Source organism: Bacillus sp. FJAT-50079 (genome assembly GCF_018343515.1).
Classification (GTDB): Bacteria; Bacillota; Bacilli; order Bacillales; family Bacillaceae_C; genus Lederbergia.
In genome coordinates this window covers 396,251-409,239 of the sequence record NZ_JAGYPD010000005.1, presented here as the reverse complement: position 1 = coordinate 409,239, position 12,989 = coordinate 396,251, and the positions used below count along the sequence as shown (strand labels likewise).

At 37.1% G+C, this 12,989-nt stretch carries 14 protein-coding genes; 12 read left to right on the top strand and 2 right to left on the bottom strand.

The genetic code is table 11. The features are described from left to right. The first annotated feature begins 13 nt into the window (after positions 1–13). From KHA95_RS15610 to KHA95_RS15575, 8 genes are all read left to right on the top strand, one after another. A complete protein-coding gene (locus KHA95_RS15610) occupies positions 14–1,048 on the top strand; it encodes a DUF1835 domain-containing protein (protein WP_249316956.1) in 1,035 nt (344 codons plus the stop codon). A 20-nt stretch (positions 1,049–1,068) separates the two neighbouring features. Next, positions 1,069–1,509 (top strand): YhfM domain-containing protein, encoded by a 441-nt coding sequence (locus KHA95_RS15605; RefSeq protein ID WP_213138440.1) that lies wholly within the window; start codon positions 1,069–1,071, stop codon positions 1,507–1,509. A gap of 32 nt (positions 1,510–1,541) precedes the next feature. Beyond that, positions 1,542–1,862: a hypothetical protein gene (locus KHA95_RS15600; RefSeq protein WP_213138439.1), complete on the top strand. Its 321-nt coding sequence runs from the start codon at positions 1,542–1,544 to the stop codon at positions 1,860–1,862. 37 nt (positions 1,863–1,899) lie between these two features. Beyond that, on the top strand, positions 1,900–2,295 hold the full coding sequence (locus KHA95_RS15595; RefSeq protein ID WP_213138438.1) for a DUF5412 domain-containing protein: 396 nt from the start codon (positions 1,900–1,902) through the stop codon (positions 2,293–2,295). Between the two features lie 54 nt (positions 2,296–2,349). Further along, the gene (locus KHA95_RS15590) at positions 2,350–2,928 is read left to right on the top strand and encodes a TetR/AcrR family transcriptional regulator (protein ID WP_349305489.1); all 579 of its coding nucleotides are present in this window, start codon (positions 2,350–2,352) and stop codon (positions 2,926–2,928) included. A 135-nt stretch (positions 2,929–3,063) separates the two neighbouring features. Next, a complete protein-coding gene (locus KHA95_RS15585; protein ID WP_213138437.1) occupies positions 3,064–5,178 on the top strand; it encodes an MMPL family transporter in 2,115 nt (704 codons plus the stop codon). A 27-nt stretch (positions 5,179–5,205) separates the two neighbouring features. Next, positions 5,206–5,685 (top strand): glutathione peroxidase, encoded by a 480-nt coding sequence (locus KHA95_RS15580; protein ID WP_213138436.1) that lies wholly within the window; start codon positions 5,206–5,208, stop codon positions 5,683–5,685. Between the two features lie 145 nt (positions 5,686–5,830). Next, positions 5,831–6,577: a DUF6843 domain-containing protein gene (locus tag KHA95_RS15575; protein WP_213138435.1), complete on the top strand. Its 747-nt coding sequence runs from the start codon at positions 5,831–5,833 to the stop codon at positions 6,575–6,577. A 91-nt stretch (positions 6,578–6,668) separates the two neighbouring features. Here the strand turns inward: KHA95_RS15575 and KHA95_RS15570 are convergent, their stop codons facing one another. Further along, a complete protein-coding gene (locus KHA95_RS15570) occupies positions 6,669–7,901 on the bottom strand; it encodes a peptidase U32 family protein (protein WP_213138434.1) in 1,233 nt (410 codons plus the stop codon). A gap of 14 nt (positions 7,902–7,915) precedes the next feature. Then, positions 7,916–8,824: a peptidase U32 family protein gene (locus tag KHA95_RS15565; protein ID WP_349305493.1), complete on the bottom strand. Its 909-nt coding sequence runs from the start codon at positions 8,822–8,824 to the stop codon at positions 7,916–7,918. 423 nt (positions 8,825–9,247) lie between these two features. On the opposite strand from KHA95_RS15565, the gene hpaB reads away from it, so the two are divergent. From hpaB to KHA95_RS15545, 4 genes are all read left to right on the top strand, one after another. Next, the gene (gene hpaB / locus KHA95_RS15560) at positions 9,248–10,684 is read left to right on the top strand and encodes a 4-hydroxyphenylacetate 3-monooxygenase, oxygenase component (RefSeq protein ID WP_213138432.1); all 1,437 of its coding nucleotides are present in this window, start codon (positions 9,248–9,250) and stop codon (positions 10,682–10,684) included. A 103-nt stretch (positions 10,685–10,787) separates the two neighbouring features. Then, the gene (locus tag KHA95_RS15555) at positions 10,788–11,315 is read left to right on the top strand and encodes a cupin domain-containing protein (protein WP_213138431.1); all 528 of its coding nucleotides are present in this window, start codon (positions 10,788–10,790) and stop codon (positions 11,313–11,315) included. Between the two features lie 231 nt (positions 11,316–11,546). After that, entirely contained in the window at positions 11,547–11,942 is a 396-nt protein-coding gene (locus KHA95_RS15550; RefSeq protein WP_213138430.1) for a VOC family protein, read from the top strand. A 162-nt stretch (positions 11,943–12,104) separates the two neighbouring features. Continuing rightward, the gene (locus tag KHA95_RS15545; RefSeq protein WP_213138429.1) at positions 12,105–12,677 is read left to right on the top strand and encodes a Uma2 family endonuclease; all 573 of its coding nucleotides are present in this window, start codon (positions 12,105–12,107) and stop codon (positions 12,675–12,677) included. Positions 12,678–12,989: the final 312 nt, after the last annotated feature.

Here is a 12,989-nt window from a genome sequence, read left to right as displayed (position 1 = left end):
TGGAGGGATACTCATGAACGATTTAATGGATATAGAACAATTGAAAAAAATCATCAATGAAATGCCCGAGGAGGAAGCAAAATCACTGCTTTTTCATGTTTTTCTAAGAGTAAGTCTTATGAAAGATACGACCTATTCGAACAACGAGTTTGTCAATGATATGGAAAATTTATACGATAAGGTTTTGGAATTACATAATAAAGAAATGAAAGAGGATGTCGAAAGGGTTCATCTACTTTTCGGTGATTCCGCCGCTGGAAGTTTAAGAGTTGCATTAAAGGATTTGGGAAGATATAAAATGGAAAAGATCATATCGTTTTGGGATATGTTTTCCGTTGGACCCATTTATCAGTTACATGATGAGGCAGGGAAAGAAGCTAGATTTACCTGGATGAAAAAGAATATGAATGATGAATACGAAGAGTTTCAAAATAGATTTCAAGAGTCTGTAAACGAAATAAGCATGATTCAAGAGGAGATACCGATTACGATCTGGGTTTCAGATAGTTCCCATGAACAGACGGGTCTGCTTTACGCTCTTTATCTGTTAAAAAATAAAGAAAATGATATTGTCGTCATCAATACGACGAAGAAACATGCTGAACTTTTTGATCAAAAAGATATAGAGTATACCGTCTTACATACAGGGGAACTGTCCCCCGAAAAAATTCAAATAATTGATGAGCGGAGTAAAAATATATCGCCATTAACAGAGCAAGAGCGAGTCACATTAGAAAATGAATGGCTCACCCTTTCAAAGTGTGCAGAAACATTACGAATATGGGGAAATGGCAGAATAAAGAGAGTTCCTGAAGACTATTATGATTCATTCATGATTCAAAGGGCCAAAAGTCTACATCGACAATCAGAGCTAAGTGGTTTCATGAAATCTGCCAGATTAATTGGTGATGTGCTTGGACATTTAGAACAGCATGTTGGCGATGCGTTTTTAGAATATCGGCTTAGAATGCTTATCGACGCAGGGATATTTGAGTCAAAAGGAAGTCTTGAAGCGATGAGATTTTATAGCGTGAAATTGAAACAATGATGCGAAGAGGGAATTTGAAAATGAAATTAAAAATGGTCATTTTAATCATATCTATTGTAGGAACGTTGATTTTAGTTGGCTGTCAATTACGGCCGACCGAAACGATGGTTCTTTTAGATGAAAAGATTTCAAAAGTGGAAATTTCAAAATCTAATGGATTTGGCGAAATGAATGAAGATATAATGCAAACTTATACCGATGCCGAATCGATCAAAATATTTAGACATGTGATCACAGCAGCTCAAAAACAAAAGGATAAAATAGATATATCTGAACCGGAATATGATGTAATGATTGGATACACATCTGAGGAAGGTCCATTGCCAACACACGCAATTCATTTGTGGCTAGGTAAGGAAAATGAAAAAAGTATGTTTATGTACCTTGGGGATAAAGATGTTTATTTTACAACGGTTAAAGACACTCAAAAATTAAGATCATTCATTCAATCTAATCTTTGATTTTAGTGTTTGTAATATAAGGGGGCAGCGATATGAAAAAAGCATCGGCCATATTAGGAATCATTGCGGGGATATTATCTATTTGTCTATGGCTTGTATTTAGTTTCTTCAATCCTTATTCGAATTCTGCTGAATTTGCGCCTATTTTAAATACTTTCATCATGCTATTTATTCCCGCCTGTTTAGCAATTATCTCTTCCTTAAAGAGGAAAAAATTATGGATGTTCATTGCCTTCATCTGGTCGCTGCCAATCAGTTTATACACTGCAATGACTCCAAGCATATTTGCTTTGTTTGGCGTGACGTGTTTTCTGTATTTACTCAGTTATTTACTAATGCTTAAGGGATCGTAGTAATTCTCGATGTTTTCGAAAGGAAATAAAGGAAAGGATGTGGAAAAGGCTTTTAATCCTTATTTTAATACTCACTAGTCTATTGGCATACGGAATTTATTGGGCATTTTTTGATATGGGAAGACTGCCTAAAGGTGAGTATATCAATGAAGTAACATCACCAGATGGTCGATATACGGTAAAGGCATATGTAACAAACGGCGGAGCCACAACTTCATATGCGGTTCGTGGAGAGCTAAATTTTAATAATGAAAAAAGGAAGCCGAAAAATATTTATTGGCAATATAGAATTGAAATAGCTACGATAAGATGGGTCGATCATGATACAGTCATTATTAATCATGTTGAGCTCAATGTTCCAAAGGATACGTATGATTTTCGGAGAAATGAGAGCTCGTTTGAACAGAATCCGCCAGATCCCGATGTTAATTAAACTCCAACTTAAAGTATTTGGTGGAGGACGATTAATAATAGAAGAGAGGTGAGCATGCTGGCAAGGGAACGAAAATTTACAGTCGATGATCTATATAAAACGACTAAGGAATTGCTTCTTCTTCATGGTTATGAGGGTTTTACCTTTAGCATTTTAGCGGAGCGATTAGAAATATCAAGAGGTGCACTATATAAGTATTTCGAAAATAAGGAAGAGCTCATTACAGATTATATGCTGGATGAATTGGAAAGATTTTTATTAAAGCTGGAAAACATTCAAAAATTTGAAGGGTTTGAACAACAATTTGATGCTTTAATCGAACTTATTTTTAAACATACTGAAATTCATCAAATGATTATTATTGCTTTACAAATACGTGCGAACATTTCTGAAAAGGTGAAAAAAAATAAAGCGAAACTTGATGAATTACATCTTGATATGTATAAGCAATTGCAAGGATTTATTACATTAGGGAAACAAGAAAAAAGATTAAAATCACATCTTGCTGACGGGTTATTATTAGGGTTTATTTTTCAAACGATTGCAATTCCAAATCATTCCGGCATTTCTCATGATGAATGGGTGCGTTCCATTAAAGAAATTATTAGTCATGGAATGTTTACAAAAAAGTAATTGACACTACTGTTACCTTTAAAAGATAATAACAATGACAGTAGTGTCATTTTATTTTTCTTTAAAGTGACAAGTGTGTCACTTTGCTTGTCCATTTAATAAAGCGAAATCCTACACATAGAAAGGGCTGAGAATATGAAAGCTTTTTTGCAATTCATTACAGACCGTGTAACAACGAAAAAAGGGATGTGGATTACCCTTGCCGTCTGGTTTATTTTGACGATGGGGCTAGCAATCTTTGCGCCAAGTGCAAAGGAATATCAGGTATCTTCCATTGATGCATTGCCAAAAGAAGCACAATCTGTGATCGCTAATAAAAAAGTCGATACGTATTTTAAAGATAGTGATGGTGTGCCCGGCATTCTCGTTTTTCAATCAGATAAAGGGGAAATTGAGCTTCAGCAGCTGGTTGACTTAGTCGACCGAATTGAAAAGGCAGACATGAAAGAAGTGGAACAAATCATCCCTTTATCCGCATTGCCGCCACAAGCAACTGCTGGATTTTTCTCAGCAGACAAAAAAACGGCAGTTATTCCTTTAACGTTCAATGCTTCGCTTGAAACAAAAGAACTAAAGCAAGCAAAAGAACAAATTGAAAAAATTGTTAAGGAGCAAAGTGATTTAGCATTGTATGTTACTGGCCCTGCTGGCATTGCTGCTGATACGCTTGAACTATTTTCAAGAGCGGACGTCGTTTTGATTTTATCAACGGTTGGATTAATTCTCGTGCTATTGGTCATTATTTATCGATCTCCATTACTGGCACTAATCCCACTTTTGGCAGCCGCCTTCGTTTATGAAGTTGTCATGCAAACACTCGGTGTAATGGGCGCTGCTGGACTTGTTTTCAGCAATCAAACATTGTCGATTATGACGATTTTATTATTTGCCGCTGTGATTGATTATTCTTTATTCGTATTTTCTCGCTATCGCGAAGAGCTGAAAACCTATGAAAGCAAGTATGATGCAATGAGTGCGGCAATGCGCGAAATAGGAATGCCTGTTTTCTTTTCAGGTGGGACGGTATTAGCTGCAATGCTTGTCCTATTCTTCGCTGAATTTGGGGATTATAACAATTTTGCTCCGACGTTTGGAACAACGATGGTAATTATTATGCTAGCATCAATCACACTCGTTCCAGCCTTGTTTACGCTCTTTGGCAGAAAATCATTTTGGCCAAAAATCCCGCAAGTTGGTGAGACGATTATTAAATCAAATTCCATCTGGAGTCGGGTTGGTAGATTTGTTGTAAGGAAGCCGGGGCTTTCTGTTGCGGTGATTGGGGTTTTCTTACTTGTTTCGGCGAGCAATCTGTTTAATATGCAATACGAGTTTGATACGATGAAATCCTTTCCTGAGGATATGCCATCAAGACAAGGCTATGAAATTTTAGAGAAAAACTTTCATAAAGGAGATTTAGCGCCTACAACGGTATTGTTTGAGGCAACAGAAATCATTACGCTCGAGCAGCAAGAAAATTTAAAAAATGCGCTAGCGAGTCAACCATTAGTGAATAATGTTCGGATAAATGGCATTTCTGAGAATGAAAAAGTGATCAATTATAGCCTAACTTTTGATGAGAGCCCTTATGCGATTGATACAATCGATGCTTTAAAAAATATCATCGACAACTCGGAAACAATTATGACAGACCAGCAACTAGAAGGCAGTCTGCACTTTGCTGGGGAGACGGCTTCCAAGGTGGATGAGCGCTCCATTAATAATCGCGATTTAATTTTAATTGTCATATTGGAAACGATTCTTATTTTTGCCTTGCTAATTGTTTTAACGAAATCGATTAAGATGCCTATTTATATGATGGGAACCATTTTAATCTCCTTTCTTGCCGCTTTAGGTTTAGGGATGTTTTTAAGTGGGATTATCTTTGATCTTCATACGATAAGTGATAGAGTACCACTATATTCCTTTGTATTCTTAGTTGCACTAGGGGTGGATTACAACATCATATTAATCTCTAGATATCAAGAGGAAAGGAGAAAGCATGCTGTCAAAGAGGCGGTTCAAATTGCCGTCGCTAATACTGGAGGGGTTATTTCCTCGGCTGGTTTAATTTTAGCGGCAACTTTCGCTGTCCTTATGACTCAGCCGATTGAACTTTTATTTGTCTTTGGCTTCATTGTCGCGGTTGGTATTTTATTAGATACATTTTTAATAAGGGGTGTTCTTTTGCCGGGACTCATCGTATTATTTGAAAAAGAAAAAGCCGTTAAACGAAAACACTCAAATTAAGCCTAATAAGGAAGATAGGGGATAGCGATGAGTATTTATCAATTTTCAGCCCCTTTAATGAATGGGGAAGAGAAATCATTACGTGATTATGAAGGGAAAGTACTTTTAATCGTCAATACAGCTACAAAATGCGGGTTTGCCCCGCAATTTGACGAATTGCAACAATTATACGATACGTATAAGGGGAAAAACTTTGTAGTGTTAGGCTTTCCATGCAATCAGTTCAAAAATCAAGAGCCGGGATCAGACGAAGAAGTAGCAAAAGCTTGTCAGTTAAACTTTGGCGTCCACTTTCCTTTATTTAAAAAAGTCGAAGTAAAGGGGAAAGAGGCCCATCCCCTATTTCAATATTTAACAGAGGAAAAAAAAGGTTTAATCACATCGGATATCAAATGGAATTTCACAAAATTTCTCATCGATAAAAAAGGAAATGTCATTAAACGATACGCACCGACTATTCGACCGCTAAAAATCGAAGAGGATATTTTAAAATTATTAAAAGAATAACGAGCAGAGAGGGCCCAGAGTAATACGGGCTCTTTCTTTTGTTAGGGATCGATAGCCACCTTTGAAAAGAACAAAGATCCCCCAATCCTTAAAATGTATAAATGCTATACTAATAGCAATGAAGATTGAACCGGGGTGGATATGAATGAGATGGTCATTTTTAAAATTACTAAAAATTATGTTTGCTGCGGTCATTTTATCATTCGTTATTTCGCTATTTGGTTCATTCATAAGCTACACCAAATTATCCGAAAGGGAGCCGAATGTTTACTATTTTTCTATTTGGGAAGGCTTCATTTTTGCGATAATTTACATTACGCCGATTTTGCTTGTTGTGAGCATCTTAGCTTATACCGTCTATGTATTAATGGGAAAGATCACACGTTTTTCCCGAACTATTAAGGTTATTTTCAGTATATTACTAGCAGCCACTGTCATATCGCTCACTCTGTATTTGTTGAACAAAAGTGATGAAACGAACGATATATACTTAATACCTAACGGGTACGAAGGAGATGTTTATGTTTTTTACAATGTAAAAGGAGCACCGATCGTTAAAACCGAAGATGGTTATGAAGTGCATGTTATTAATGAAAAAGGATATTTCGTAACTTCGACACCCGATATGGACTATGGCATTGTAACGGATAAATACTATTACGTAGATGAAAAAGGGAATCGAACTGCTATAAATCATACATGTGTTAGCCCATTTGGAACAGGAGGGTTTTCAACATCTGCGGATGAAGAAATTGATATTCGTTATACTGGCTTCAAGCTAACAAAAGTTCATTGCAATGATGAATTTAGGACGGAAAGTCATGGAAGGGGAGAAAATAAAGAAAAGATTATTCGAGAAATAATCAAGGAATACTACGGAGTGGAATGGTAAATTGTAATGGAGTTTTTACTTGGGATAGATGATGTCCTATTAAAAAATGCTGACTAAAGATTCGATCTTTCGGTCAGCATGTTTAGCATGATTATTTTCTTTTTCGGATCATATCAAAAGGTTTAACAGGCGCTTTTACTTTCATTTTTACAATCATCATCGCATTCGGGGCACGATCAATTGGATTTCCTGCTTCATCCCATAAAAAATCGATCGTTTGATGCAGGTGAGTAAAGCCCGGACCGAAAAATTCAATTTCGTCTCCTACGCCAAAATGATTGCGTTGTTGGATCGTTGCTATTTGTGTTTCTTCATCATAATCTAACACTTGTCCAATAAAAGCATAGGCAGGAATTTTTCGGCGTTCGCCAAATAATTGCTCAGTTTCAGTTGGTGTTCCATAATAAAAACCTACTGATAATTCCCGTTGAGCTACTTTCCAGAGCTCATCTTCCCACTCTTGTTTGAACTCATAATGATCGGGATCATTGCAATAAGCATCGATCGCTTGACGATACACATTTGAAACGGTTGATACATAATGAATGGATTTCATTCTTCCCTCAATTTTTAAACTGTCAATGCCATTTTCCACTAAATCGGGGATGTGGCGGATCATCGACATATCGACGGCGCTCATGGAAAAATCCTCAATGGGATCACCTGCTAGAGCTGATTGACGTACATTTGGCAAAGGCATTTCGAATAAATCGTATTTCCAACGGCATGATTGTGAACAGCCTCCACGGTTCGCGTCACGAGCTGACATATGGTTTGATAATGTACAACGACCTGAATATGAAATACACATAGCCCCATGAATAAAAGCCTCAATCTCCACATCTGTATTTTGCCTAATTTCCTTGATTTCTTCCATGCTCACTTCTCTTGCCAATACAACGCGCTCTAATCCTTCTGCATGCCAAAAATTCAATGTTTCATAATTCGTTGCAGAAGCTTGTGTTGATAAATGAATCGGCAAACCTGGAGCTTCTGTTGCACAAATATCAATGAGTACCGGGTCAGATACAATCACTGCATGAATGCCGATATCTCGCAGGGTTTGAAAGAATGTACCTGCACCATCTGCATCCCCTTCATGTGTTACCATGTTTGCCGCAACATACACCTTTGCATCATGCTTTTTGGCAAATTCTAACCCTTCGCGCATTTCATCATATGTAAAGTTTCCCGCACGGCTTCTAAGTCCGTACTGATTCCCACCAATATACACAGCATCCGCGCCGTATATAATGGCCGTTTTCAACTTTTCAAGTGTTCCTGCTGGAGATAAAACCTCTGGCTTTTTCGTTATTTTTCTCATTATAATCCCCCTCGTTATTTTACATCGTTCGGATCTTTTAAGAAAAATCCTTCGTCTAAAGATCTTTCTTTTGGGTGAAGAGAGATTAGCTGCCCGTTTAATTGTTCTATTAATTTTTCCGTCAAATTACCTGCCGCTAACGCTTGTTTCGCTTCAATAAAAAGGCGTGCGATTTCAATAAAATCATCACCGTGAGTAAAAATTCCATCTAATTTCCATTGGGTTAGACCGACATCAACTAATGATTCTAAATATGGCAGGAGATTGACGTCATTCGTCGCAAAAATATGGGTTCCATTCATATCTTCAAAAATAGAATAGTGGGAATCTGGCTTTTTTGGTTCGGAAATAAAAAGACCTTCAGAAGGCATCGATTGCTCTGTAAAGTTAAAATAATTTTCTAGAAGCGGTCGTTTAGAGTGATGAATACATGTTGCACCATACACTAATATTTCAATTGGAATCGTAACCTGAGCTGCAATTGTTTTTAATTCCTCAAACGTTAATTCCCTTGCGAGAACAGCACCGATTGCACCACGCTTCATCCAAAAATTTATTTGTTTTGCACTGGCAATCATCGTATGTGCATCATAAACGTACGGAATATCTATTTTATTTATTTTTAATAAGTGAATAACGCCCGGATCGCCAACTGTGATCGAGTCAACACCAATTTTCTGTAAAAATTCCAAGTACGGAATGACCTCTTTAATCCGATCATTATGCATAATCGCATTTACGGCTACACAAATTCGTTTATTGTATGTGTGTGCAAACTCTGTGATCTCGATCATTTCTTCCCTGGAGAAGGAAGCTGGCAGACGCAGCCCAAATTCTTCTTCACCTATATACAATGTATCAACTCCAGCCCGGATCAATCCTTTTGCTTGATCAACCGATTCAGCAGTTGTTATGAGCTCAATCATTCACAATCCTCTTTTCATCGTTCTAAAATTCAATAGGATAAACATATCAAAAAAAGGAAACTTACACTGTGACATTTGTCACTTTTGTTTTAAGTGGATTGTTTAGCACATTTCATAGATTAAATGTATTTATTGTGAAGGGGAGAGGTCATTTCAAGGCTGGAGTAATTATGCAAGGATGCTTACTTTGGAGCGGTTACTGGCGGTGACAGTGAACTTAGTATCATTGGTGCTTAACGTGCCCTTCAGAAACAGGACAAGCTGTAAATGGGAAATCGAGAGATTCATAAATTAGACATTAGTTCGGGAAAGAATTTCTTTAACGTTGTATATACGAATGAATAATTCACGGAATAATATTAAATATTTTCAAATACAATAGACCATCTGCCACTATTTAAATGGATAAGGAGTGGTAAAATGGGAGCGATAAGTGGAAAAGAGTATATTGACCGCCGAAATCAGTTGAATATTGACCTTTGGTATGATGGCGAAAAAGTTAAAGGGAAGATCACTGAACATCCTTCCTTTAGAGGGATGATTCAATCAACCGCTTCTTTATATGACTTACAAATGGACCTTTCCTTAAAAGACAAAATGACATTCAATGCAACTGGCAAGAACGAATCGATTGGGCTTTCGTATTTACAGCCAAAATCGAAAGCTGATTTAAAAAGAAGAAGGGCAATGATTGAATGCTGGGCAGGACATAGTTGCGGAATGCTCGGAAGAAGTCCAGATTATATGAATACGACCATTATGAGTTATGCCGCGTCAGCAGCCATATTAAAGGGGAAAGATCATTGCTTTCCAGAAAACATTCAGTCCCTTTATGAAAGAGCGATGGAAAAAGATTTATCTTTTACACATACATTCATTACCCCACAGGTGAATCGTTCTCAAATCAATTTGGGATTTTCAAATGAACCCATTTCAGCAAGAGTGATTGAGAAAAATAATAAAGGAATCATTATTAAAGGTGCACGCCTTCTTGCTACACAAGGAGGTTTGACCGATGAGGTATTGGTTTATACGGCTCCTAGATTCTTTTTTAATCCAGATGAAGCATTTGCCTTTTCCATTCCCTCCGATACTGATGGATTAAAGTTTATTTGCCGGGAATCTTTTGTTGGAGGGGAATCCACTTTCAATTATCCGTTAAGTTCAAGATTTGAAGAAATGGATTCCATTGTTGTGTTTGATCATGTATTAGTACCGTGGGAAAAAGTCTTTTTTTATGACAATGTTGAAGTGGCCACAGATTTCAAAGAACAAAGCTCTTTTTATCATTTTGCTTACCATCAAGTAATCATAAGGCAAATTGCCAAAATAGAATTTATCTTTGGTTTAGCTCAACTGCTCGTCGAAACCATTAATATTAATGAATATCAACATATTCAGGAAAAACTATCGGAAATCATTATTGGTATTGAAACAATGAAAGCACTATTAGAGAAAGCCGAGAACGAAGCAGAATTGGATGAATGGGGATTTATGCGTCCAAGTTTGATTCCTCTACAAGTGGCAAGTAACGTTTTTCCGAGGATTTACCCTCGTTTTAGCGAAATTATTCAATTAATAGCGGCTAGCGGGATTATCTCATTGCCTTCAGAAAATGCTTTCCATTCACTTAAACAAGATCTTGATATGTATCTTCAAGGTGATAATAGAAATGCTTTTGATCGGGTAAAACTATTCCGATTGGCTTGGGATCTTACTATGAGTTCATTTGGTACGAGGCAGACTCAATACGAAAGATACTTTTTTGGTGACCCGATTCGTCTATCCAGTCAATTATATAGAAGCTATCCAAAGGAGAAAAATGTAAAAACAGTTAGCGATTTTTTGAAAATATAGGCATGAATATAGGTATGGATGTTCCAGCTGGAATGTATTAAGTACCTTCCTTTAACCCATTACATAGGATAAATGGATTAATATGTGAAGGGTTGGAGAAAAAATGTACTATGTTCCTTGTGTATATCCATATTATGTTCGCATGCTGCCAATCCATAATTATGGAGGACAGTCTGTTTACGGGATTTTACCTTATGAAGTTGATCGAACAAATGAACGTATTTTGTTAAAAGATTATGGAGGAAAACCGTTTGTTGTTAATATTGATAAAGCCGCGAAGCAAAATAGAACGTACCGTACAGCTTTATGGACAGGATCGCATTTACAAGTTACTTTAATGAGTATTGGTGTTGGCGAAGATATTGGCTTGGAAGTTCACCCTCATGTTGATCAGTTTTTACGAATTGAACAAGGGCAAGGGATCGTTCAAATGGGGAAGACGAAGGAAAATTTAAACTTCCAAAGAGACGTTTTTGATGACTTCGCCATTATGGTCCCTGCTGGAACATGGCATAATGTAACGAACACAGGAAATATTCCGCTAAAACTTTATTCGATTTATGCGCCACCAAATCATCCCTTTGGTACAGTCCATGAAACGAAAGCAGTTGCAGAAGCGATGGAAGGCTAATGAATAATCGTAAATTTTTCCAAATGTGACCCTGATTTCGTTCCGGGTCTTTTTTGTTGTCTAGAATGAAAGCTTAATTCGTATCGTAGCCGCAGGAAGCGAGTTATAATATGGATCGATAGCTCCTATTCATTCGAATCGAGGCTTAAAATTTGAATGAACATTTTTAATACCTTTATAATAATGAATAGGTAAGTGTAAGCGATGTCAATAAAGAAGTAGGAGGATATGATGGGAAGATTAATTCATTTTGAAATTCATGTAAATGATATGGAACGGGCAAAGAATTTTTATGGAGAGGTATTTGGCTGGTCATTTCAAGACTGGAGTGATTATGCTGGGATGCCTTACTTTGGAGCGGTTACTGGCGATGAGAATGAACTTGGAATCAATGGTGCCTTAATGCAGCGGCAAAGTGCTCCGCCGGAAACAGGCCAAGCTCTAAATGGATTTGCTTGTACAATGGGAGTTGAAAATTACGATGTAACGGAGGCTAAAATCATTGAGCATGGTGGGAAGGTGGCCAAGCCGAAACATGCCTTACCTGGAATGGCGTGGCAAGGATATTATATTGATACAGAGGGCAATGTATTTGGAATCCATCAACCTGATGTAAATGCGCAATAAAAACAATAAAATCGTACACGTGATGATAGAGGCATGTTATCACGTGTTTTTTTGTGCGAATTCCCGTACGATTCTTTTAAATTCCCCGTAGTACATCAAGCCTGTCACCAATTCTGAATCTACTGTATACTATTGGTACATAGCAATGAAGGAGATGAAGAGATGTCCGAAAAAAAGTTGAAATTAAAGGAGATTCCACCTTCCTATGAGTACAACGAAGAACGTTTCGAATTAATAGAGGGAATTCGCTATGATATGCAAGCAGCACCAGCGATTAGACATCAACAATTAGTCACTTACTTTTTAAAAAATTTGGAGGATACTTGTGCACCTGATGGACTTATTCTCACCTCGCCTATTGATGTGAAGTTTAATGACGATAACGAGTGCCAGCCCGACTTGATCTATATTGCAAATGACAATCTTCACATTGTTACGGAGAAAAAAGTGATTGGCGCCCCTGACCTCATCATTGAAATTCTATCACCAAGCACAAGCAACAACGATAAAATCCACAAAAAAGCCGTATATGAACGTTTCGGTGTGAAAGAATACTGGATTGTCGATCCGACACATTTATATGTGGATCAATTCATTCTTACGGATCAAAAATACATCCTTGCACAGACATATGGCAATAAGGACTCGATTCGCTCCGACTTATTAACTTGTATAAACGTTGATTTGGAGTCGATATTTAGTCGGTTGTTGGTGTTTGATCGGTCCGAAGACTAAAAACGATAAAACCCAAGAAAGTTGTAATAACAACATTTTTTGGTTTTTCTTTTTGGGCTAGTTTCGATGGATTGGATTTTATTGTCATCACTGCACTTCGAACAGCCTTAATGATGGTTTGAATCAAATATTAATCTACAACATGTAGCCGGTATAATGCTTGTTATGATATTAACATTTTTTTACAATCGGTAGTATTGAATGGATAATCGGTAGTAATAGCATGAAAATCGGTAGTAACGGTAAGAAGATCGGTAGTAACCATATAATAATCGGTAGTAATCACTGTATATCACCACAGTTAGAAGTTTT

Bases quoted from the DNA above. Each gene is read 5' to 3' on its own strand.
- KHA95_RS15610 (WP_249316956.1), top strand. From the start codon at position 14: ATGAACGATTTAATGGATATAGAACAATTGAAAAAAATCATCAATGAA.
- KHA95_RS15605 (WP_213138440.1), top strand. From the start codon at position 1,069: ATGAAATTAAAAATGGTCATTTTAATCATATCTATTGTAGGAACGTTG.
- KHA95_RS15600 (WP_213138439.1), top strand. From the start codon at position 1,542: ATGAAAAAAGCATCGGCCATATTAGGAATCATTGCGGGGATATTATCT.
- KHA95_RS15595 (WP_213138438.1), top strand. From the start codon at position 1,900: ATGTGGAAAAGGCTTTTAATCCTTATTTTAATACTCACTAGTCTATTG.
- KHA95_RS15590 (WP_349305489.1), top strand. From the start codon at position 2,350: ATGCTGGCAAGGGAACGAAAATTTACAGTCGATGATCTATATAAAACG.
- KHA95_RS15585 (WP_213138437.1), top strand. From the start codon at position 3,064: ATGAAAGCTTTTTTGCAATTCATTACAGACCGTGTAACAACGAAAAAA.
- KHA95_RS15580 (WP_213138436.1), top strand. From the start codon at position 5,206: ATGAGTATTTATCAATTTTCAGCCCCTTTAATGAATGGGGAAGAGAAA.
- KHA95_RS15575 (WP_213138435.1), top strand. From the start codon at position 5,831: ATGAGATGGTCATTTTTAAAATTACTAAAAATTATGTTTGCTGCGGTC.
- KHA95_RS15570 (WP_213138434.1), bottom strand. From the start codon at position 7,901: ATGAGAAAAATAACGAAAAAGCCAGAGGTTTTATCTCCAGCAGGAACA.
- hpaB (WP_213138432.1), top strand. From the start codon at position 9,248: ATGGGAGCGATAAGTGGAAAAGAGTATATTGACCGCCGAAATCAGTTG.
- KHA95_RS15555 (WP_213138431.1), top strand. From the start codon at position 10,788: ATGTACTATGTTCCTTGTGTATATCCATATTATGTTCGCATGCTGCCA.
- KHA95_RS15550 (WP_213138430.1), top strand. From the start codon at position 11,547: ATGGGAAGATTAATTCATTTTGAAATTCATGTAAATGATATGGAACGG.
- KHA95_RS15545 (WP_213138429.1), top strand. From the start codon at position 12,105: ATGTCCGAAAAAAAGTTGAAATTAAAGGAGATTCCACCTTCCTATGAG.